The sequence below is a fragment of the Stenotrophomonas sp. T8 genome (assembly GCF_051853085.1).
Taxonomy (GTDB): Bacteria; Pseudomonadota; Gammaproteobacteria; order Xanthomonadales; family Xanthomonadaceae; genus Stenotrophomonas; species Stenotrophomonas sepilia.
Genome location: NZ_CP195329.1, coordinates 2,761,078 through 2,783,526, shown reverse-complemented (window position 1 = coordinate 2,783,526; position 22,449 = coordinate 2,761,078). Strand labels below are relative to the sequence as shown.

At 65.4% G+C, this 22,449-nt stretch carries 15 protein-coding genes and 1 pseudogene; 9 read left to right on the top strand and 7 right to left on the bottom strand.

Features of this window, described 5'->3' with window-relative positions; genetic code table 11:
* Window positions 1-76 precede the first annotated feature (76 nt).
* On the top strand, window positions 77-1,411 hold the full coding sequence (locus tag ACSDHM_RS13075; RefSeq protein ID WP_065179181.1) for a dicarboxylate/amino acid:cation symporter: 1,335 nt from the start codon (window positions 77-79) through the stop codon (window positions 1,409-1,411).
* A 287-nt stretch (window positions 1,412-1,698) separates the two neighbouring features.
* On the opposite strand, the gene ACSDHM_RS13070 is transcribed toward ACSDHM_RS13075, so the two are convergent.
* Both ACSDHM_RS13070 and ACSDHM_RS13065 read right to left on the bottom strand, forming a co-directional pair.
* On the bottom strand, window positions 1,699-2,472 hold the full coding sequence (locus ACSDHM_RS13070; RefSeq protein ID WP_053497133.1) for a C40 family peptidase: 774 nt from the start codon (window positions 2,470-2,472) through the stop codon (window positions 1,699-1,701).
* A 131-nt stretch (window positions 2,473-2,603) separates the two neighbouring features.
* Complete coding sequence (locus tag ACSDHM_RS13065) at window positions 2,604-3,143, bottom strand: C40 family peptidase (protein ID WP_005418044.1); 540 nt, start codon at window positions 3,141-3,143, stop codon at window positions 2,604-2,606.
* A 111-nt stretch (window positions 3,144-3,254) separates the two neighbouring features.
* Between ACSDHM_RS13065 and ACSDHM_RS13060 the strand changes: the two genes are divergently transcribed.
* The 7 genes and pseudogenes from ACSDHM_RS13060 to ACSDHM_RS13030 all read left to right on the top strand — a co-directional run bounded on the left by ACSDHM_RS13060 (window position 3,255) and on the right by ACSDHM_RS13030 (window position 8,807).
* Complete coding sequence (locus ACSDHM_RS13060; RefSeq protein ID WP_005418041.1) at window positions 3,255-3,737, top strand: FKBP-type peptidyl-prolyl cis-trans isomerase; 483 nt, start codon at window positions 3,255-3,257, stop codon at window positions 3,735-3,737.
* Between the two features lie 99 nt (window positions 3,738-3,836).
* Window positions 3,837-5,081 (top strand): DUF418 domain-containing protein, encoded by a 1,245-nt coding sequence (locus ACSDHM_RS13055; RefSeq protein WP_072168519.1) that lies wholly within the window; start codon window positions 3,837-3,839, stop codon window positions 5,079-5,081.
* A gap of 26 nt (window positions 5,082-5,107) precedes the next feature.
* Window positions 5,108-5,269 (top strand): annotated as a pseudogene (locus ACSDHM_RS13050) (amino acid dehydrogenase); the annotation flags it as partial.
* Window positions 5,266-6,624, top strand: a complete 1,359-nt coding sequence (gene gorA, locus ACSDHM_RS13045) for a glutathione-disulfide reductase (protein ID WP_072168518.1) — start codon at window positions 5,266-5,268, stop codon at window positions 6,622-6,624. The pseudogene ACSDHM_RS13050 and the gene gorA, both read left to right, overlap by 4 nt.
* A gap of 159 nt (window positions 6,625-6,783) precedes the next feature.
* Complete coding sequence (locus ACSDHM_RS13040; protein WP_439426318.1) at window positions 6,784-7,704, top strand: DMT family transporter; 921 nt, start codon at window positions 6,784-6,786, stop codon at window positions 7,702-7,704.
* Window positions 7,611-8,039, top strand: a complete 429-nt coding sequence (locus ACSDHM_RS13035) for an MGMT family protein (protein ID WP_404830527.1) — start codon at window positions 7,611-7,613, stop codon at window positions 8,037-8,039. Before ACSDHM_RS13040 ends, ACSDHM_RS13035 begins: the two co-directional genes overlap by 94 nt.
* A gap of 93 nt (window positions 8,040-8,132) precedes the next feature.
* A complete protein-coding gene (locus ACSDHM_RS13030) occupies window positions 8,133-8,807 on the top strand; it encodes a rhomboid family intramembrane serine protease (RefSeq protein WP_005410509.1) in 675 nt (224 codons plus the stop codon).
* 90 nt (window positions 8,808-8,897) lie between these two features.
* Here the strand turns inward: ACSDHM_RS13030 and ACSDHM_RS13025 are convergent, their stop codons facing one another.
* The 4 genes from ACSDHM_RS13025 to ACSDHM_RS13010 form a co-directional block, all read right to left on the bottom strand.
* Entirely contained in the window at window positions 8,898-10,481 is a 1,584-nt protein-coding gene (locus tag ACSDHM_RS13025) for a phytoene desaturase family protein (protein ID WP_227836926.1), read from the bottom strand.
* A 73-nt stretch (window positions 10,482-10,554) separates the two neighbouring features.
* Window positions 10,555-11,049 carry a VOC family protein gene (locus tag ACSDHM_RS13020; RefSeq protein WP_227836927.1) on the bottom strand — a complete coding sequence of 165 codons (495 nt, stop codon included), beginning with the start codon at window positions 11,047-11,049 and terminating at the stop codon, window positions 10,555-10,557.
* 123 nt (window positions 11,050-11,172) lie between these two features.
* Window positions 11,173-13,182: a M13 family metallopeptidase gene (locus ACSDHM_RS13015; RefSeq protein ID WP_188240769.1), complete on the bottom strand. Its 2,010-nt coding sequence runs from the start codon at window positions 13,180-13,182 to the stop codon at window positions 11,173-11,175.
* 216 nt (window positions 13,183-13,398) lie between these two features.
* Window positions 13,399-15,501 (bottom strand): M13 family metallopeptidase, encoded by a 2,103-nt coding sequence (locus ACSDHM_RS13010; protein ID WP_072168541.1) that lies wholly within the window; start codon window positions 15,499-15,501, stop codon window positions 13,399-13,401.
* 559 nt (window positions 15,502-16,060) lie between these two features.
* Here ACSDHM_RS13010 and ACSDHM_RS13005 point away from each other — a divergent pair.
* Window positions 16,061-19,177 carry a TonB-dependent receptor domain-containing protein gene (locus ACSDHM_RS13005; RefSeq protein ID WP_188240770.1) on the top strand — a complete coding sequence of 1,039 codons (3,117 nt, stop codon included), beginning with the start codon at window positions 16,061-16,063 and terminating at the stop codon, window positions 19,175-19,177.
* A 115-nt stretch (window positions 19,178-19,292) separates the two neighbouring features.
* Here ACSDHM_RS13005 and ACSDHM_RS13000 read toward each other — a convergent pair whose 3' ends face one another.
* Window positions 19,293-22,100, bottom strand: coding sequence for a TonB-dependent receptor domain-containing protein (locus tag ACSDHM_RS13000; RefSeq protein WP_065179173.1), 2,808 nt, complete (start codon window positions 22,098-22,100; stop codon window positions 19,293-19,295).
* Window positions 22,101-22,449: the final 349 nt, after the last annotated feature.

Genomic DNA, 22,449 nt, shown 5'->3' with positions numbered 1-22,449 from the left:
TGCCGGCCGGGCGGTCGTTTTGCGGGCTGCCTTGGGCTATCGTGCCAGCATCCCTTCCTTCCCCTCTGGATTGCCTATGAAGCTGGTCTCTGCCTGGCTGCGGATTCCATTCTGGCAGCGCGTGGTCGGTGGCTTCGTGCTCGGCGCGCTGGCCGGCTGGGCGCTCGGCCCGGCCGCGGAAACGTGGTTCGGCCCGCTCGGTGAGCTGTACGTCACCCTGATCAAGATGATCGCCGTGCCGCTGGTGTTCTTCGCGGTCATCAACGCGATCTCGTCGCTGCACGGGCAGAAGTCCGTGGCCGCGCTCAGTGGGCGCACCTTCCTGTGGTTCGTGATCACCGCCGCGCTGGCAGTGTGTGTCGGCCTGGCCGTGGGTACGGTGCTGCAGCCCGGCGCGGGTGGCCTGCAGTTGTCGATGGCCAGCAACTACGTGCCGCGCGAAGTGCCCAGCGTGGTGCAGGTGCTGCTGGACGTGGTGCCGGCCAACGTCTTCTATGCGCTGTCCGGCATCGGCACCAAGGTCAACGCGGCCGGTGAGACCGTGCTGGCCGCAGGTCGCGGCTCGATCCTGCCGGTGATCTTCTTCGCCGGCCTGGTGGGCTTTGCCATCGTCAAGCTGGGCGAGAAGGTGACCGAGGCGCGCAAGCTGGTCGGCCAGATGAGCGACATCATGATCCAGGTGACCCGCTTCGTGCTGGAAGTCACCCCGATCGGCACCTTCGGCCTGATCGCGGGCCTGGTCGGCAGCTATGGGTTCGAGAAGCTGCTGCCGCTGGGCCATTTCGTGCTGGCGTTGTACGTGGCCTGTGCGCTGCACATCGTGGTGGTCTATAGCGCGCTGCTGCTGGCGCACGGCCTGAACCCGCTGAAGTTCTTCCGTGGCGCCGCACCGGGCATGCAGGTTGCGTTCGTCAGCTCGTCCAGCTTCGCTGCGATGCCGGTGGCGCTGCGTTCGATCACCCACAACCTGGGCGTGAACAAGGACTACGGTTCGTTCGCGGTGCCGCTGGGCGCCAGCATCAAGATGGACGGCTGCGGCGCGATCTATCCGGCGCTGTGCGCGGTGTTCATTTCGCAGTACAGCGGCGTGCCGCTGACCCCGGAGCAGTACGTGGTGGTGCTGATCGCCTCGGTGCTGGGCAGCTTCGGCACCGCCGGCGTGCCGGGTACTGCGGTGATCATGGCCACGGTGGTGCTGAGCGCGGCGAACCTGCCGCTGGAGACCATCGGTTACCTGTATGCCATCGACCGCATCCTGGACATGATGCGCACGATGACGAATGTGACCGGCCAGATGCTGGTGCCGGTGCTCGTGGCCAAGGAAACCGGGCTGCTCGACCAGGCGGTGTATGACAATCCGTCCAGCAATGTGGGCGTGGACGATCCTGACCCGACTCCGCCACGCAGCTGAGGTTGCGTGGAGATGAAAGGCCCGCCTGACCGGCGGGCCTTTTGCTTGGGGATGGCCGACGCGGTGCCGGCCAAGGGGCATTCCTCGTAGATCCACGCCATGCGTGGAGGGAGAGACACAGTGCCGACCAACGGTCGGCACCTACCAGGGCGGTCGGCGGTGGCACAACGAGCAGGTCCCAGTAGATCCACGCTATGCGTGGATGGGGGGCAATGGATTCCTGCCAACAAAAAAGCCGCTGCAGGGCAGCGGCTTCTCGCGTCAGGCGGCGCCGTAGCGCCAGCGGGTCAGAGGTCGACCCGGCGGGCCTGCATGAACTTGTTGCCCCAGTAGCCACTGAGCAGGGTGTCCACGCGCACGTCCTTGCCCGAACTCGGTGCGTGCAGGAAGCGGCCGTCGCCGACATAGATGCCGACATGGTCGACGCGGCCCTTGCGGCCGAAGAACACCAGGTCACCGGCAGCCAGCGCGGTGCGGTCGTTGATCAGTTCGGCGTTGTCATCGTGGGCCATCTCGCGCGAGACGCGCGGCAGCTCGATGCCCAGGGCCGAACGGAACACATAACCGACCAGGCCGCTGCAGTCGAAACCGCTGTCCGGGTTGCTGCCACCCCAACGGTACGGGGTGCCCAGCAGGGTCATCGCGCGGCGCAGCAGCGACTGCACCTTGCCGTTGTCGGCGGCGGTACCGACAACGCTGCCATTGGCGGCGCTGCTGGTGTCGTAGTTGGCGAGCAGGCGGCTGAGGTCGCCGGCCACCACGGCCGAGCGGTCCATCAGCGGAATGGTGTCGTTGGCGGCCAGGTGCGGCAGCAGGGCGGCCAGCGTGGCGCTGGCGGCGGCATCGACGCGGCTGCGCTGCGGAGCGGCAGCCTCGGCCTTGGCGGCCGGTCGGGCGGCGCTCTCGGCCACCGGGGCCGGGGGCACATCGGAACGGTTCGGAGCAGTCTGCGACCAGGCCGGAAGGCTGGTCAGGCACAGTGCCAGGCCAAGCAACAACGGGCGGGCACTGCGTGAAGATACGGAAGTCTGGCCTTCGCTTTTCAGGTCGTCAGTCGTCACGCGTCGGTCACAGGAAAAAAACGATGGGGCATCATGCCCTGTAAAACCGCCGATAAGTTAAAAATTCCGTTAGTAAAACGTTATTTCAGTAGTGATTTACGTCACAGTTTTGAACATATCGCCTGTTCATTTTAGCGAAGGACGCGTTTCGCCCCTGTGTAGTGGTCTTTCCAGTAGGGGCCGCTGAGCGAGTCGAGGCGTACCGTCCCGCCGGTACTCGGCGCGTGCACGAAACGCCCCTCACCTACATAGATGCCGACATGGGTGACGCTGCCTCGGCTGCCAAAGAACACCAGATCGCCGGTGGCCAGGCGCTGCGGATCGATCTTCGGGCCCTGTACGGCGGCCAGGTCGCGCGAGGTGCGCGGCAGTCGCAGGTCCAGCATTTCGCGATAGACATAGGCGACCAGGCCGCTGCAGTCGAAGCCCGAATCCGGGGTGTTGCCGCCATAGCGGTAGGGCGTGCCGACCAGGCTGATGGCCCGCATCAGCACCGAGTTGGCGGCCTCGGGGTTGTCCGGCACGGTCTTCGGCCAGTTCGCCGTCGGCGGGGGCGGCGCCGGGCGGGTGGCCTTGCCGCCGCCACAGGCGGTCATCAACACGGGCAGGGCCAGCAGCAGGGCCGGGGCGAGAAACCGGCGCGGGCCGGACGAAACTGGCGTGATGTGCATGATCTCCGGATAATGCGCCACCTTGGATTGGCCGTCATGATGGCGGCGTCCCCGCCGGGCGACAACCCGCCCCAACCCGCCTGCCTCCGGCAGATCCAGACAGAGTTGCGCATGAAGATCGAAAAAGACCGCGTTGTCCGCTTCCACTACACCGTTTCCGAAGTCGGCCAGGAGCCGATCGAGTCGTCCAAGGACCGCGGCGAGCCGCTGGCGATCCTGATCGGCCACGGCAACATCATCCCGGGCCTGGAAAACGCCATGATGGACAAGGAAGCCGGCGCGACCTTCAACGTCGACGTCAAGGCGGCCGATGCCTACGGCGAGCGTCGTGAAGGTCTGTCCCAGCGCGTGCCGAAGAAGCACTTCGGCAACACCAAGCTGGCCCCGGGCCAGCAGGTCGTGCTGCAGACCAACTTCGGCCCGCGTGCGGTGACCGTGCAGAAGGTCGGCATGAGCGTCGTCGACGTCGACCTGAACCACCCGATGGCCGGCAAGGACCTGCACTTCGACGTCGAGATCGTCGACGTGCGCGAAGCCGGCAAGGAAGAGATCGACCACGGCCACGTCCACGGCGACGGTGGTCACCAGCACTGATCGCAGCGCGATCGTGATGGATGCAGCGGCCCGCTTCGGCGGGCCGTTGCGTTTCTGGAACACGGCGCGGCCATCCATGGCGTACGGGCCGGCGGCATAATGGCGGACCTGCCTGACGGACGCCCCGTGAACGCCGCTTCTCCTTCCCTGCAGCCGGTCGCTTCCGGCGAACGCATCGCCGTGCTGGACGTGCTGCGCGGTGCCGCGCTGCTGGGCATCCTGCTGATGAACATCGAGGCCTTCAGCGGACCGCTGGACCTGGCCTTCACCGGCATCGACGTACATTGGCAGGGCATCGACTACTGGGCCGATGCCTTTGTGTACGTGTTCGTGCAGGGCAAGTTCTTCACCCTGTTCTCGCTGCTGTTCGGCGCCGGCTTCGCGGTGATGGCGCAGCGCGCTGAGGCCGCCGGGCGCGACTTCACCCCGTTCTACCTGCGCCGCAGCGCTGGCTTGCTGCTGATCGGCCTGTGCCACGCGCTGCTGGTCTGGTCCGGCGACATCCTGGTGATGTACGCGTTGGTCTCGTTGCCGTTGCTGGCCTGCCGGGAGGCGCCGCGCAGCTGGCTGCCGTGGATGGGCGTGACCGTCTATCTGGGCGGCGTTGCGCTGATGCTGCTGGTGGGCGCGATGGTGTCGATGGCTTCGGCCGAAGAGGTGCGGGGCATGCTTGCCGAGGCGCAGCAGAGCATCGACCTGCAGCGGCAGGTGTACGGGCAGGGCAGCTGGGCGCAGGCCACTGTGCAGCGCCTGAGCGAGTTCGGCACCTCGATGGGCGCGCTGCTGATCACCGGCCCGGAAGTGCTGGGCATGTTCCTGATCGGCAGCTGGTTCGCCGCCAGCGGCGCGTTGGCGACGCCGGAGCGCTTTCCGCGGCTGTACGCGGTGCTGCGTTGGGGGGCACTGCCGCTGGGCCTCGTGGTCACGCTGCTGGGTATTGCCTGGAAGCCCTACCTGGCGCCGGGTGCCTACGGCCTGCCGGTGACAGCGGCGATGGCGCTGGTGACGATCGGTGGCCTGCCGATGTGCCTGGGTTACCTCGCGTGGATCGTGCATTGGCGTGCGCGGTTGGCCTGGCTGGCACCGGTCGGGCGCATGGCGCTGACCCACTATCTTGGTCAGTCGCTGCTGTGTACCTGGACCTTCTACCACTATGGCCTGGGCAGGTTCGAGATGATGCCGCGCAGCGTGCAGCTGTTGTTCGCGCTGCTGCTGTTTGCCGCGCAGGTGGTCTTCTCGCACCTGTGGCTGCGCCATTTCCGCTTCGGCCCGATCGAGTGGATATGGCGTGCGATGACCTATCGGCAGTGGCCACCGATGCGGCGCAGCACGGAGCAGGGGTGAGCGATGGGCACGCATGCGCTGTGCCGATCGGCCGCGCGCCCGCGCATCCTCACGTCTGGCTTGCAGCGGGGCATGGCATGCTCGGCATCAGCATGAGCGCCGGCACCGGCCAGCTGATCGCCGATCTCGTCTGCGGCCGCACGCCAGCGATCGATCCTGCCCCTTACCGACCCGAGCGATTCCGATGAGCACTGCACCTTATGATTACGACCTGATCGTCCTTGGCGGCGGTTCCGCCGGCCTGGCCGGTGCCATCCGTGCAGCGCAGCATGGCAAGCGCGTGGCGATGCTGGAACCGGGCGAACTGGGCGGTACCTGTGTCAATGTTGGCTGCGTGCCGAAGAAGGCGATGTGGCTGGCGGCCGACCTGCACGAGCGCATCGGCCTGGCCAATGCGATGGGCTTCGATGTCGAGGCACGCCCGGCGCTGTCGTGGAAGGAGCTGGTGATCCATCGCCAGGCCTACATCACCAACATCCACACCAGCTACCACAAGCGCCTGGATGAAACCGGCGTGGTGCGCATCCCTGCGCGCGGCCGTCTGCTTGATGCGCATACCGTGGCCTGCAGTGACGGCGTGCATTACAGCGCCGAGCACATCCTGATCGCCACCGGCGCGCATCCGCTGCGTCCGGATATTCCCGGCGCGGAACTGGGCCTGGTTTCCGATGACTTCTTCGATCTGCGTGCGGCACCGGCCGAGGTGGCGATCATTGGTGGCGGCTACATCGCGGTGGAACTGGCCGGGTTGCTGCAGGCGCTGGGCAGCAAGGTGAGCCTGCTGGTGCGGGGCAAGCGGTTGCTGGAGCGCTTCGACTACGAGCTGACCGACCAGCTGGCCGAGAACCTGAAGCAGCAGGGCGTGCGGATCCACTTCGACTATCGCCTGCGCGAACTGCAGCGCGATGGCGAGCGCGTGCGTGCGTTCGGCCATGACGGCCCGATCGACAGCGTGTTCGATGCGGTGTTCTTTGCCACCGGCCGCCGCGGCAACAGCCGTGATCTGGGCCTGGAAGCGCTCGGCATCGGCATTGGCGAGCACCAGCAGGTGCAGGTGGACGAATGGCAGACCACCTCTGTGCCGAGCGTGCACGCGGTCGGCGACATCGCTGGCAAGGTCGGCCTGACCCCGGTGGCGGTGGCCGCTTCACGGCGGCTGATGGACCGCCTGTTCGGTGGACGTCCGCAATCGAAGATGGATTACGAGAACGTGGCCAGCGTGGTGTTCTCGCATCCGCCGCTGGGTGCAGTGGGCATGAGCGAAGAGGAAGCGCGCGCGCGTTTTGACCAGGTGAGCGTTTACCACAGCCGTTTCCGCCCGATGCTGCAGGCGCTGGCCAACGGCACCCAGCGCAGCCTGTTCAAGATGGTCTGCGCGGGCCCGGAGGAGCGCGTGGTGGGTATCCACCTGCTGGGCGAAGCGGCCGACGAGATCCTGCAGGGCTTCGCGGTGGCGGTGAAGATGGGCGCAACCAAGGCCCAGTTCGACGACACCGTGGCGATCCACCCGACCTCGGCCGAGGAAGTGGTGCTGATGCGCTGAGCCCGCAGTTGTAGAGCCGAGCCCACGCTCGGCTGCTTTTCGCCCAGGCTTGGCGAAGCCGAGCGCAGGCTCGGCTCTACAGGGCACCGGGGGCGCCCGTGCGACAATGGGCGCCCCCACGCCTTACCGGGCCGCTCTGCGCGGCCCGCCGTCGTCCTGATGTCCACGCCCGCTTCCCGCATCGCTACGGCTTCCCCCCGCATCGCGCTGGGGGGTATCGGCCTGGCTGCGATCGGCGCCATTGCTGCTTCCGGCAAGGCCATCATCGTCAAGCTCGGCCTGCGCCACGGCGTGGATGCCACCACGCTGCTCGCCCTGCGCATGCTGATGGCGCTGCCCTTGTTCGCGTTGATGGCCTTGTGGGCCGCGCGCCGGGCCACACCGCTGTCCTGGGCCGACCGCGCCCGCGTGCTGTGGCTGGGCTTCACCGGCTATTACCTGTCCAGCCTGCTCGATTTCCAGGGCCTGCAGTACATCAGCATGACGCTGGAACGGCTGATCCTGTACTTGAACCCGACCCTGGTGCTGCTGATCAACGTGCTGCTGGCGCGCCAGCGGCCGGGACGCTGGCAGATCGGCGCGCTGGTGCTGAGTTACCTCGGCGTGCTGCTGGCCTTCGGGCACGACCTGCAGCGCGAGGGCGGCCAGATCATCGTCGGCAGCCTGCTGGTGCTGGGCAGTGCGCTCAGCTACGCGCTGTACCTGTTCGGCAGCGGGCAGGTGGTCGCGCGCATCGGTGCAGTGCGGCTGACGGCCTATGCCAGCTGCGTGGCCAGCGTGCTGGTGCTGCTGCATTTCGCGGTGACCCATCCGCTGCCACTGCTGTGGCAGGCACCGGCGCCGGTACAGTGGCTGTCGCTGGTCAATGCCACTGTCTGCACGGTGCTGCCGGTGCTGGCGATCATGTTGGCGGTGCAGCGCGTGGGTTCGTCGCTGGCCGCACAGGTCGGTATGCTGGGCCCTGTTTCCACCATCGTGATGAGCCTATGGCTGCTCGACGAACCGATGGGGCCGGCACAGATCGCCGGCACCGTGCTGGTGCTGATCGGCGTTCTGCTGGTGACCCGCCTGCGGCGCTGACGCCGGAGCAGGCGCGTGCGCGCATCCTGGCGGTGATCCGCGCGATCCCGGCGGGGCAGGTGATGGGCTACGGCCAGGTGGCGATGCGCGCGGGCCTGCCCGGGCGTGCACGCCTGACCGCGCGCATCCTGGGCCAGAACGACGACCCGGACCTGCCCTGGCACCGCGTGCTGCGCTCGGATGGGCGCATCGCCATGGAAGAAGGGTCGGCGGGCTGGCGCGAGCAGTCGCAGCGGCTGCGTGCCGAGGGCGTGGTGGTTGAGAACGGCCGGGTGCAGATGCCCACGACCGATCCGGCGGTAGCGCTGGATGCTGCCGTATGGGGGCCGGGCTGAGCGCCGCTGGCGACTGAACAGGCCGGACCTGCGGGTCGCCAACAAGGCGCGGTGCTGCGGCTATGATGGAGGTCGTTCCATGCCGGTGCTCCCATGTTCCCGCGACTGCCAACCGTCACCAAGGCCCTGCTGATCGCCAACGCGATCCTGTTCCTGCTGCAGCAGCCGTTCCTGCTCGGCATGCAGACCTTTGAGCCGTTCATGCTGCAACCGCTGCAGCAGGGCTTCGATGCGTTCTCGCCGGGTGGCAACTTCCAGCCTTGGCAGCTGCTGACCTATGGCTTCCTGCATGGCAGCTTCGGCCACCTGTTCTTCAACATGCTGGCGGTCTTCATGTTCGGTGCGCCACTGGAGCAGACCTGGGGCGAGAAGCGCTTCCTGCTGTATTACCTGGTCTGCGTGGCCGGTGCCGGTGTCTGCCAGCTGCTGGTGGGTACGCTGCTGGAGAACCCGGCCACGGTGCTGGGTGCCTCTGGCGGCGTGTTCGGCCTGCTGCTGGCCTACGGCATGCTGTTCCCGAACCAGCGGGTGATGCTGCTGTTCCCACCAATCCCGATGAAGGCGCGCACCTTCGTGATCCTGTTCGGCGTGGGCGAACTGGTGCTGGGCATGACCGGCTGGCAGCCGGGCGTGGCCCACTTCGCGCACCTCGGCGGCATGCTGTTCGGCTGGTTGCTGATTCGCTACTGGCGCGGGCAGCCGCCGTTCAACAAGCGCCGACCGCCCGGCCCACCGAAGCGCCCGAACCATCTGCGCAGCGTCAAATGATCCGAAGGATCATTTGACGCTGTAGGTGCCGACCGTTGGTCGGCACGCCTTCTCCCACGCGGGTAGGTGCCAACCTTGGTTGGCACGCCCTCACAGATCCTGCAACACTACCTGCGCCGCATTGTGACCTGGCGCGCCGGTCACGCCGCCCCCGGGATGTGTTCCCGACCCGCACAGATACAGGCCGGGCAGGGCACCACGATAGCCAGCCTGGCCAACCATCGGCCGTGCCGAGAACAACTGGTTGGCACTGAGCGCTCCGTGGAAGATGTCGCCGCCGATCAGGCCGAAGGTGCGCTCCAGATCCAGCGGTGACAGCACCTGGCGGCCCAGTACGCTGCCAGCGAAACCCGGCGCATACCGTTCAACGGTGGCGATCATCAGATCGGCCACCGTTTCACGATGATCATCCCAGTGACGCCCGCCGGGCAGCACGGGCGCCACGTGCTGGCAGAACAGGCTGGCGACGTGCTTCCCCGGCGGCGCCAGCGAATCGTCCAGCGTGCTGGGAATGAGCATTTCCACGATTGGTTCGCGTGACCAGCCATTGCGACGCGCATCCAGCCAGGCACGGTCCATGTAATCCAGGCTTGGGGCCATGATGATGCCGGCGCTGAGGTGATCGCCGGGACCGGGCAGAGCGCGGAAGTCCGGCAGCTGCGACAGCGCGACATTCATCCGGAACGTGCCGGAACCGCAGCGCCAGTTCGCCATGCGTTCGCGCGTTGCGTCCGGTACCTGCTCCGGTGCCAGCATCTGCTCGTACAGCAGCTTTGGATTGACGTTGGCGATCATCGCGCGTGCGCGCAGGATTTCGCCGTTGGCCAGCGCCACGCCCACGACACGACCCTGCTCGATCAGCAGGCGTTGCACACCGGCATCCACGCGCAGCTCAGCCCCGGCCTCCCGCGCGGCAGTGGCGATGGCCTGGCTGATCGCGCCCATGCCACCGATCGCATGGCCCCACGCACCTTTCATGCCATTGCACTGGCCGAACACGTGGTGCAGCAGTACGTAGGCACTGCCCGGTGTATAGGGGCTTGCGTAGTTGCCGACGATGCCATCGAAGCCGAACAGCGCCTTGATCGGCTCGCTTTCGAACCAGCGGTCCAGGTACTCGGCCGCCGACAGCGTGAAAAGGTCCAGCAGCTCCTGCCGCAGCGAGGCATCCAGCGTGGCCAGTTCACGACCGAGGCGGCCCATCTGCCACAGGGCGGGCAGCGCACGCCAACCGCCTGCTGCACCCAGGTCCGGCGGCGCGCGCAGGGCCCAGGCGCGCAGCACATCAGCGAAGATCTCCAGGCGCGCTTCGTATTCGGGTAGCCGCTGTGCATCCCGCTCGGAGAACTTCGCGACCCCGGCCTGGGTGCGGCCCGGTGCGGACAGCAGGTAGCGGCCGTCCGGCAATGGCAGGAAGTTGTTGGCCGGGCGACTGATGATGCGCAGCCCATGCGCATGCAGCTGCAGGTCGTCGATTACCTTTGGTTGCAGCAGCGACACCGTGTATGACGCCACCGAGTTGCGGAACCCGGGGTGGAATTCCTCGGTGACCGCCGCGCCGCCGAGAACGCCACGACGTTCCAGCACCAGCACCTTCTTGCCAGCGCGTGCGAGATAGGCCGCGCAGACCAGGCCGTTGTGGCCGCCACCGATGATGATCGCATCCCAGGACATCAGCACCTCGGAAAAAGGGGACGGAGGGGATTAAGTCGCAATCCGCATCTGCGCACAGGGGGGAGGAAACGACTTAATCCCCTCCGTCCCCTTTTTTGATTGCCGCTTCGATGGTGGCGATGTCGATCTTCTTCATCGGCATCATCGCATTGAAGGCGCGCTTGGCCAGTGCCTTGTCCTGGCTGGTCACCGCTTCGATCAGCATGCGTGGGCTGATCTGCCAGGAAACGCCCCATCGGTCCTTGCACCAACCGCACTGGCTCTCCTGTCCGCCGTTGCTGACGATGGCGTTCCACAAGCGGTCAGTCTCGGCCTGGTCCTCGGTCTGGATCTGGAAGGAGAAGGCTTCGCTGTGCTTGAACGCGGTGCCGCCGTTGAGGCCGACGCAGGGGATGCCGCAGACCGTGAATTCGACGGTCAGTATGTTGCCCTCCCTGCCGTCCGGGTAGTCGCCCGGGGCGTGGTGGACAGCGGTCACCACGCTGTCGGGAAAGGTGTTGGCATAGAAGGTGGCGGCCTCGAGCGCGCCGTTGTCGTACCAGATACAGATCGTGTTCTTGTGTGCCATGTCCGGCTCCACGTTGGACGAAGCCGCAGCGATAGCACGCGCAGTGTTAACCCGGGATCGTGCTGCACCCGCAAAAAAAGAGCGCCCGAAGGCGCCCTTTGTACTACCAGTGCGGCCGCGGGCTCAGCGCCAGACCTTGATCTGGTCGGCTTCGCTGCGCTGCATCGGCTGCCCGGCCTTGCAACTGAAGGTGGCACCGAACGCCGGCAGGTTGGCCAGCGTGCCGTTGCTGCGCCACAGGCCCGGTGCGCGGATGTCGGCGGTCAGACGGCGCGCGGCCTCGTTCGGCGACAGCTGCTGTGCCCACAGTGCCGACCAGGCACGGAAGAAGCCCTGCTGCTGTGCCTGCTTGGCCTTCGGTTCCTGCGCGGTATACGCCGCCCAGGCCAGTTCCAGGCCGGCGATGTCGGCCAGGTTCTCTTCCTGGGTCAGCGTGCCGTTGACCTTGGCACCCTTTACGCCCGGGAAGTCGTAGGCGCTGTACTGCGCGGCCACGCGATTGCCGAGCAGGGTCCAGGCGGTCTTGTCGGCCGGGGTCCACCAGCTGCGCAGTTCGCCCTTGGCATCGACCAGCGCGCCCTTCGCATCGATCGCACGGGTCAGCTCGTGGCCGACCAGTCCACCGAAGCTGCCGAACTTGTCGGCGGCGTCGGCCTTGGCGTTGAACACCGGGCCCTGCAGGATCGCGGCGGTGACGATCAGGCGGTTCTGCGCCAGGTCGTAGGCCAGCGACGGCTGCTGCGGCAGCACGTCCCAGCGGCGGTCGGCATTGCCCTTGCCGATGCGCTTCATTTCCTCGCGGTGGCGCCAGGTCGATGCAATCAGCATGTTGCCACCAAACGAGCCGCGCCCCATCGGCTGCACGCTGTAGTCCAGGTCGCGCAGTGGCGTGCCGATCTCGATTTTCAGCGCAGCCAGCTTGGCCTGCGCTTCGGTCTTGGCTTCGGCACTCATCCAGCTGCTGTTCTTTACCGCCTCGATCTGTACTTCGCGCACCTTGTCGACGATCCATGCGGCCTGGCGACGATCTTCGGCCGACAGGTAGCGGGCGGCGTACTCGCGGCCGACCATCGGGCCGGCGGCCACATTGATTGCATCCAGCACGGATTCCCAGCGCTGCGGCGGCAGGGTCTGGCCACGCAGCACACGGCCACGGAATTCGAACTCGGCGTCGCGGTAGGCCTTGGACAGGTACGGCGCCATCGAGTCGCCCACGCGCCAGCGCAGGTAAGCTTTCCACTGCTCCGGCTTGAGCTTGGTGACCATGCCATCGAGCTGCTTGAACAGGCCTGGGTCGGCCAGCGAGACCAGGTCATCGTCCACGCCCTGTGCCTTCAGGAACGCGTCCAGCTGCAGGTTGCGGTAGCGGCTGTTGAGCTCCTTGGTGGAGATCGGCGCGTAGTTGTTGAACGGGTTGTTGATGCCGGCCAGCGACTGCGCGTTGCGCGCCAGCTCGGTCTCCAGCGCGATCACCGCCTGCGATTCGGCATCCAGCTTGGCCGCCGGGGTGCCGGTCAGCGCCAGGATCTGCTTGACGTAGTTGCGGTAGCGGCCCATCAGCGCCACGGTATCGGCGTCGGTGCGGGTATAGAACGCCGGATCCGGCAGGCCCATGCCGCCCTGCATGAAGTAACCGATGTGGCGGTCCAGTGCCTTCAGGTCGACGTCAGGGCCGAAGTTGAAGGCGACCGGGATGCCCACCTGGTGCAGCGCGGCGATCGAGGCCGGCACATCCTTGGCCTTCTTGATGGCGTTGATGCGGGTCAGCAGCGGGGCGATTGGATTGGAACCGTCCGCTTCCACGGCGGCTTCGTCAAGGCCGCTGGCCCAGAAGTCACCCAGCAGCTTCTGCACGTTGCCCTGCGGCGACTTCATCGCGGCATCGAGCAGGTCGCGCTGCTGCTGGCGGCTGCGGTCGACCAACTGGCCCAGCGCGGTCGTGGCGCCGGTCTGCGGAACCGGGTTGGCCTTCAGCCAGCCTGCATTGGTGGTGTTATAGAAGTCGCTGCACTGGGCGCTGACGGCCGGGGCGCGTGCGGCCTTCTTCTTGGCGGCGGCAAACGCATCGTGGGTCGGGACCAGAGTCGCCAGGCTGATGCCCAGGGCGATGGCAAGCGGACGGAAGTTGGGCATGTGGAACGAATCCGTGATGGATTGAGGGCGCGCGCACTATAGCAAGCCGGGCATGGGCGCGGCATGCACGCATCACGGTGGCTCCGCCGAGCCGTGCGCCGACCAAGGTCGGCATCTTCCAACGGCGTGGGCCATGCGTGGATGACGGGCGCTGTGAAAAACAAAGGCCCGGGAATTCCCGGGCCCTTGCAGGTACGCCGCAACGTCAGCCGTTGCTTACCAGATCACCACCTGCTGCTCGCCGGTGCGGGCCATCGGCGAACCGGCCTTGCACTGGAACGCGGCGGCGAAGGTCGGCAGGTTCGACGGCGCACCCATGGCACGGAACTGCGCCGGGGCGTGCGGGTCGGTGGCCAGGCGGACCTTGGCGTTTTCCGGGGTGTACTTGGTGCGCCACACGGTGGCCCAGTTGAAGAAGAAGCGCTGGTCTCGGGTGAAGCCATCGACCTTCGCATCTTCCTTGCCGGCGGAGGCCTTCTGCAGGGCGTCGTAGGCGGTGGCCAGGCCACCCAGGTCGGCGATGTTCTCGCCCAGGGTCAGGTGGCCGTTCACCGCCTGGCCGTCCACCTTGTACTGGTCGAACTGCTTGACCAGCTTGCCGGTCAGGCCTTCGAAGTTCTTCTTGTCGGCCGGGGTCCACCAGTCTTCCATGTTGCCGGTCGGCCCGAAGCGCGCACCCTGGTCGTCGTAGCCGTGGGTCATCTCATGACCGATCACCGCACCGATGCCGCCGTAGTTCAGCGCGTCGTCGGCCTTCGGATCGAAGAACGGCGGCTGCAGGATGGCGGCCGGGAACACGATCTCGTTCTGCAGCGGGTTGTAGTAGGCGTTGACGGTCTGCGGGGTCATGCCCCACTCGGTCTTGTCCACCGGCTTGCCGATCTTGGACAGGTTGAACTTGTAGTTGAACTCGTTGGCCGCGCGCACGTTGCCGAGGAAGCTGTCGCGCTGGGTCTGCAGGCCCGACCAGTCGCGCCACTTGTCCGGGTAACCGATCTTCGGGGTGAAGGTCTCCCACTTGGCGATGGCCTTGGCCTTGGTTTCCTCGCTCATCCAGCTCAGGCCCTGGATGCGGTCCTTCAGCGCGGCGGCCAGGTTCTTTACCAGTTCTTCCATCTTCGCCTTGGCTTCCGGCGAGAAGGCAACCTTCACGTACAGCTGGCCGAAGGCTTCACCGGCATCATTCTCGATGGTGCCCAGCACGCGCTTCCAGCGCGGCTTCTGTTCCTTCTGGCCGTTGAGGGTCTTGCCGTAGAACTCGTAGTTCTCCTGCACGAAGGCGTCAGCCAGGTACGGCGAGGCACTGTCCACGGTGTGGAAGCGCAGGTAGGCGCGCCACACCGACGGGTCGGTATCGCCCAGCGCCTTGCTCACTTCCTCATGGAACGCCGGCATGGCCAGCGAGAACTTCTCCGGTGCGGCCACGCCCTGCGACTTGAAGAACTCGGTCCAGCTGAAGTTCGGGGTCAGCTTGTCGGCGTCGGCCAGGGTGACCGGGTTGTAGTACAGCTCGACGTTGCGCGACAGCTCGACGCGCGACTTGGAAGCCTTGGCCAGGCGGGTTTCGAACTTGACCACGTCCTCGGCCTGCTTGGCCGCGTCGGCCGCGGCGACGCCGGACAGCTCCAGCACCTTGGCGACGTGCGCCTGGTAGGCCTTCAGCTTGTCGGCGTTCTTGGCATCGGTGTAATAGGTGGTATCCGGCAGGCCCAGGCCGCCCTGGCTGGCGTAGGCCATGTTCATGGCCGAGTTCTTGAAGTCCGCTTCGGCACCGAAGCCGAACAGGACGTTGTCACCCTTGGCGGCGCTGGTGCGCAGGTAGTTGGCGATCGCTGCCTTGTCCTGCAGGCCGTCGATCGCCGCCAGGTCCGCCTTCAGCGGCTCGATGCCCTGCGCGTTGATCTTCGCTTCGTCCATGCCGGTCGCCCACAGGTCGCCGACGATCTTCTCGATGTGGTTCGGGTTCTTGACCTGCGCGACCTGTTCGGCCAGCTGGTGCTGCACGGCCACCGAACGCTCGTCGAGGATGGTGAACGCGCCCCAGCTGGTGCGGTCGCCCGGGATTTCGTTGGCGGCCAGCCACTTGCTGTTGACGTAGTCGCCAAAGGCGGTGCAGGCGTCCTTGGTGGTGTCCAGGTCGCTCGGCTGGAAGGCGTTGTAGGCCGGCAGCTTGCTCTCGTCCAGCTTATAGGTGGTGGCTTCGGCGGTGGCCGGGGCGGAGGCGGCGGCGTCCTTGGCCGGGGTTTCAGTCTTGCCGCAGCCGACCAGCGCGGCCGAAACGGCCAGGGTCAGCAGCACGATCTTGGGAGTACGGGTCACTTGAATGGCCTCCGGGCCGAGTGAGTCAGGGAGTGGCCGCAGGTGCGACCGTGGGCCGAACGATACGCCGCCGGCCAGACCTGCAAGGGTGTCGAAGGTCATGTCCCTGCGCAAGGGGCGTGCACGCGCCAGAAGGCGTTGCAGGAAGGCACATCAGGCGTCGCCGCAGCGCCGAGCGAAGGCTGGGCGTCTGCCTGCCCAACGGGTGAATTGATGATGAACGCGTGCTCGCAGTTGCCCGCGGGTACAGGTTGCGCGCCTGCCGGGACATGACGTGTCCAGAGCGCTGTGCACGAGTGCCACGGCTGCGGCAGGGGGGGGCGTGATGTCGGCTCAAGCCTTTGATTGGAGATGATTATTTGAACAATGCCGACGCGGGTTTACGCGCTCATGCTTCATTTCCCTGCGCGTCATATCAAATCGAACTTTTGCTGAATGTTGCCGTTTCGTGTCGTTATGTGTATGAATTCCGTTATCGGCACGTGAACAGTTGCTGACTAAATTTCCTCTGCCTTGCCGATGCAGAGCTTTTTGTGCCCTCACTTTCAGAGAGAGAGACATGCAGAAGACTCGCCCACTACCCCGTAATCCGTTGAGCCTCGCGCTCACCTCGGCCATTCTGCTTGCCGTTGCCCTGCCTGCCTTCGCGCAGGAGGCAGAAACTGCAAAGGAAACCGCTGAGAGCGCGAAGAAGGCTTCCAATGAAGCCGCGGCCACCCAGCTGGACCGCATCACGGTAACAGGCTCGCACATCTACCGCGCCGGCTATGACACCCTGGAACCAGCCGCTGTGGTGTCCCGCCAGGATATCGATGCGTACGGACACACCAACCTGATCGATGCGTTGACCAAGATTCCCGGTGTGTCCGCCGGCGTGTCCTCACGCGGTGATCAGGCCGGCTTCGGTGCGGGCGTGAACTTCGCCAGTCGCTTCGGTCTGGGCAGCAACCGCCTGCTGACCCTGGTCAACGGTCGCCGCTTCGTGACCTCGGCACCGCCAACCGTATTCGGCGCCGGCGGCGGCTCGGGCATCCAGGTCGACATGAACGCGATTCCGACCGTGATGGTCGAGCGTGTGGAAAGCCTGAGCATCGGTGGTGCACCCACGTATGGTTCCGACGCCATCTCAGGCGTGAACAACATCATCCTGCGTGACAAGTTCGAGGGCGCCGAGGTCGAGCTGGGTTTTGGCAGGACCACCAAGAACGACAACGACCGCTACTCCTGGTCTGCCATCTTCGGCAGCGGCTTCGCCGACGGACGTGGCCACTTCACCATTGCTGCCGAACTGGACAACAGTGAAGGCGTGAACGCGCTCCAGCGCGACTTCTACCGCAATGGCTACAGCCTGCAGACCAATCCGACGGCAGCCAACGTGGCGCGCTTCCAGCCGTGGCGCACGCCGGGCAATGACGGTCGCATTGACCCCAGCATCCCGTTCAACACCGGACCGGCCGACGGCATCGCCGACCAGGTCTGGATCCGCAACCGGCGTATCTCCAGCATGACCTTCGGTGGCCTGATCATGCCGTCGGACATCCAGGTGCGGCGCAGCTACCAGCGCAATGCCACGGGTGAACTGAACGGCTTTGGTCCGAACAACAAGCTCTGGCACTTCAACGACAAGGGCGATCTGGTTGCCTACGATCCGGGCATCTCCTATCCCAGCGGCAACGCGTCCGGTGGCGATGGCCTCAACCTCAACGAGACCGTCCCACTGATCGCCGACCTCGAACGCCGTACGGTCTATTCGACCGGCAGCTTCGACTTCAACGACAACGTGCGTGGCTTCTTCGAACTGTCGCACTACAGCGCCACCGCGCGCGAGACGCTGGACCAGAACGTCTACAACGCTGCCGGTTTCGGTGCCGCAAACCCCGATGGCAGTGGCGACCAGAGCGGCGCGATGCTGTTCAGCGCGAACAATCCGTTCCTCAGCGCGGAGTCCCGTCGCATCCTGGCCGAGAACGGCATCACCTCGTTCCGCCTGTCGCGCTCTTCGCGCGACCTGAGCATGAACAACGCCAGTACCGATACGCGCCTCAGCCGCATCGTGCTCGGCCTGGACGGCTTCTTCGATATCGGCGAGCGCCGCTTCAACTGGGAAACCAGTGTGACCCACGGCCGAGGCGACTTCGACTACAAGGGCACCGGCCTGATCCAGCAGAACTTCATCAATGCGCTCAACGTGAAGCGCGATGCAAGCGGCAACATCGTCTGTGATGCATCCGCCCGCGGCACCACTGCGGATCCGAACTGCCGTCCGCTGAATCTGTTCGGCGAGAACCAGGCATCGCCTGAAGCACTGGCCTATGTATCGACGCCGACCCTGGCCAAGGCGCGGACGCGCCAGACCGTGTTCAACGCGTCGGTGACTGGTGGCCTGTTCGACCTGCCGGGGGGCGAGTTCTCCTTCGCCGCAGGCGTGGAGCATCGCCGCGAAGAAGGCTCGTTCACCCCGAGCGAGTACCAGCGGCTGGGGCAGGGCCGTTCGGTGCCGATCCAGGGCGCCAAGGGCGACTATCACACCAATGAAATCTTCGCTGAGTTTCTGGCACCGCTGTTCAACCCCGACTGGGATCTGCCTGGCCTGCATCGCCTGGACTTGACCCTGAAGGGCCGCCGCGTGGTCAACTCGGTGGCTGGTGGGTTCAACGCGTACACCTATGGCATCCAGTACGAGCCGTTCGCGGGAATCCAGCTGCGCGGCAGCAAGACCCAGTCGCTGCGTGCCCCGTCCATTGCCGAGCTCTATACCTCGCTGCAGCCGGCGTACTACAACATCCCGGAAGTCTGCTCGGTGTCAGCCATCAACGGCGGCACCAATCCCGCGATTCGCCGCCGAAACTGCGAGGCCTTCTTCCAGGCCTACCCGGGCGCGGACCCGGCGACCTTCCAGGCGTCGCCGACCAACACCCTCGGCTCGGTCAACGGCTATACCGGCCTGAAGAACGAGAAGGCCAAATCCTGGACAGCGGGCATCGTGTTCGCACCGGACTGGGCGAAGGGCCTGCGCGTCGCCGCCGATTGGTATGACATCAAGATCACCGATGTGATCACCAGCCTGAGCCCGACCGACATCATCACCGGCTGCTTCGACAACCCGGATTTCAATGCGTCCAACGTGCCCAACGCCAACCGCTTCTGCAGCCTGGTCACGCGCAATCCGTTGACGGGTGCGGCCACCGATATCCGCACCGAGTACGGCAATGGCCCGGTGCTTATGTTCCGCGGCTGGACGGCCGAGGTGGACTACAACTGGGACATGGGCCGGTTCGGCCAGGTGGCACTGGGCTTCTACGGCTACATGCCGAAGAACCGTGGCCAGGCCGCCAACGCGGATGTGCCGTTCGTGGAGCGCGTGGGTACGTTCGAAGAGCCCAAGCGCCAGTTCCGCTGGACGGCGCAGCATGCCATCGGCAAGTGGAGCTATGGCGTGACGTCCAACTACACGAGCGGCTCGCAGTTCAGCCTGACCGCAACCCCGGAAAGCCGGCAGTACTTCAAGCGCGACAGCTGGACGACCTGGGATGCCAATGTCAGCTACCACCTGACCGACAATGCGCGCCTGAACCTGTCGGTGCTGAACCTGTCCGACGACATCGGTCCGTTCCCGTACGTACTGGACGCGCTTGGTCGCCGCTACATGGCCAGCCTCCGCTACAGCTTCCGCTGAGCGGGCGGACCTGACGGCAGGCCCTGTTCCACCAGGGCCTATTCTTCCATCCGCTCAGGCCGGACACGAAAAAGCCCCGCCATGGCGGGGCTTTTCCGTTGCTGCGGTTGCGGGATTACTTCACGCCGAACGCGTACTTGGCCTGCACGTAGATCGCGCGCCCGTAGGCGTTGTACAGGTAGTTGTTGTACGGCTGGCCGCTGGTGCCGGCGAAGCTGTAGCGCTGGTTGTCCGGCATCTTGTTGAACACGTTGTTGACCATCAGCGACAGGGTCAGGTTTTCCATCGCGCGGTAGTTCACGCTCAGGTTGTAGGTGGTGTAGGAACCCCACTTGCCTGCCTTGTAGCCGGAGCTGTGGACGTAGTCATAGCCGTTGCCCACGTAAGCCATGTAGTTCGGCGTCTTGCCGATGTAGTTGGCATACAGGGTGGTGGTCCAGTTGTCCTTGGCCCAGCCGATCGAGCCGTCCGCGCGTACCTTGGCGTACGAGTCATACACCCACATCGCATACGGGTCGTGCAGCAGGTCCAGGAACTCGTCACCCGGCTGCGGCTGCAGCTTGCGCTTGAGCATGTCGGTGTAGTTGGCCGAGAACTGCAGCGAACCGAAGCGACCGATGTCCTGCACGTACTTGAAGCTGGCGGTCAGTGCTTCCAGGTTCTGGCGGGCGACGTTCATCTTCGGCGTGTAGATCTCGTCGAGCACGCCCGATGCATCACGGGTGATCCAGTCGTCGACGTTCTGGCAGCTGGCCGAGGTGTTGTTGGACTGGCCGTTGCGGCAGTAGTACTCGGCCAGCAGCAGCTGGTCGGAGCTGAGCGTATCGACCTCGTTCTTGATCTTCCAGTTGTAGTAGTCGACCGACAGCGACAGGTTGTTGATCGGAGCCCACACGACGCCTGCATTCCAGACATCGGCGGTGATCGGCTCCAGGTCGGGGTTGCCCGAGCGGGTGCCGAACACCGAGACGCTGTCGTACGGGCAGCCGGTGGTGTTGGCCGGGTCGTAGCCCAGCTGGCCGCAGCGATAGTAGTCGGTGGAGCCGTTGGCGTAGTAACCGCTGCGACCCTGGAAGGCATCGGACAGGGTCGGTGCGCGGAACGCCGTACCGTACTTGCCACGGAACAACAGGCTTTCGATCGGGCGGAACTCGATGCCGACGCTGTAGGTGGCCTTGTCCACGGTGTTGCTGCCGATCTTGAAGGCGTCATAGCGGCCGGAGCCGGTGACGGTCAGCGTTTCCAGCAGCGGCATGCGCAGTTCGGTGGTCACCGCGTAGTTGCTGCGATGGCCGGCACCGGATACGGCGGTGGTCCCCCACACGCTGCCGTCCATCAGGCCCGGGTCGGGCGTGTAATCCCAGCCTTCACTGCCGCCTTCCAGAACCACGGCGAAGCCGGCATCGCCACCCGGCAGCTTGAACAGCGAGCCATTGGTGACCTGGGCGCGGGCCAGGTTCTGCCAGGTGCGGCTTTCGCTGTAGCTGTAGCCGGTGAAGCTCTGGAAGTCACCGGCGGGCAGCGGTGCGTAGAACGCTTCCCAGTTCGGGCTGTAGATGTTGTAGCCGGTGCTGGTGGTACCCAGCACCGGGCCCAGCACACGCTGCTCGAAGTAGTCGTTGATCGGGTCGTTCCAGCGCACGAAATTGCGCTCGGTCAGCTTGTACTCGCCACGGGTGAAGCTGAGGCTGTAGTCCCAGTTGCCTGCGGTGCCGCGGCCGCCGAGGGTGACCTGGTAGGCCTTGTTGCGGTCGGTGTTCATGATGTCGCGATAACCGCCGCCACCGATGTCCTCCGGCGCGAACACGCGCTGCAGGTTCATGTACTGGCCGCTGGCCTGGTCGTAGAAGCGGCCCCAGCCCGAGGAGGTGCCCCACCAGGTGTAGCCGGAACCGGTGGCGTACTTGACCTCCTCCAGGCTGTACAGCGCGTCGCCGAACAGCTGGAAATTGTCGTTCACGTCGAAGGTGGCCGAGCTGTAGATCTGCCCGCTTTCCTTGCCGTTCTTGATGGTCTTGTACCCGGTGCCGTAGACCGAGCCGCAGGCCTGGCCGGTCGGACGGGTACCGAGCACGGTGGTGCCGTCGAACTGGCCCGCTACGTTGGCGCACCGGTTCGGGTCCATCATCGCGTAGCGGTTGTTGGCGGCCGGCAGCAGCACCAGGAAATCGTTGGAGACGTACTGCGGGCTGTAACCGTCGGGGTTGTTGACCTTGGTCAGGTCGCGCTGGTAACCCCAGATCGGGCTGGTCTTCTCATACTGCACGTTGACCAGTGCATGGAAGCGGTCATCCTTGGAGTTGAAACCGCGTGCGCCGCTGAAGCGGAAGCTGTTGCCGCCACCTTCGCTGTAGGCACCGCCGCGCACATTGAGCACGCCGCCATCCATGCGCTCCTTGAGAATGATGTTGACCACGCCGGCGATCGCGTCCGAGCCGTACAGCGACGACTGACCACCCGGCAGGATCTCGATGCGCTCGACGATGTCGATCGGGATGCCGCTGATGTTGTTGAAGGTATCGCCGCCGTTGTACAGCGCCGGATACGAGAGCATCGGGCGGCCGTTGATCAGGTACTTGGTATAGCCCGGGCTGAGGCCGAACATGCCCGCCGCTTCGGCGCCCTGGGTGAAGGATGCGGAGGTCTGGCCACCCTGCAGGCCGCCCGTGGACAGCGAGGACTGCTGCAGGACATCGGCGACGCTGGTGAAACCGCGGGTCTGGATATCCTCGGCGGTGACGGTCAGGACGGGCGTGTGGTTCTCGATCTCGGTCTGCGGAATCAGCGACCCGGTGACGGTCACACGATCAAGCTGGGTCGGCGCATTGCCGTCCTGGGCCAGGGCGGTGCCGGAGGCCAGGAGGGTGCCGAGCAGGGCGAGGGTCAGAGGGTGGCGCGAGAGCGTGGAACGTTGGCGAGACATGGTGGATCCCCGTAGTGAGCAATGTCTTGGCGGCGCATTCCCTGCGCATTAACAATTCGTTCAGTGTGACTCCATTCAGGTCGACCGTAACACGTCGTTAACGCTGCCAACACAGGTTTGTCACATCAAGGTGCCGTTGGGAGATGAAAAAATGCTTCAGAATCAATGGATAAGGCGATTTGTTTTGGCATGTTTCAAAAGTTGGCGGCGTGCAAGGGAACATGTCGGCATTGCGGATATGCCTTGTAGATCAATGCGTTGCCTTGGATCAGCGCTGCCGGGAGCCCGGATGTTTGTGCGTTGTGGATCACACTTTCTGCTACAGGCCGGACAGGGGGCGGGGCTCAGT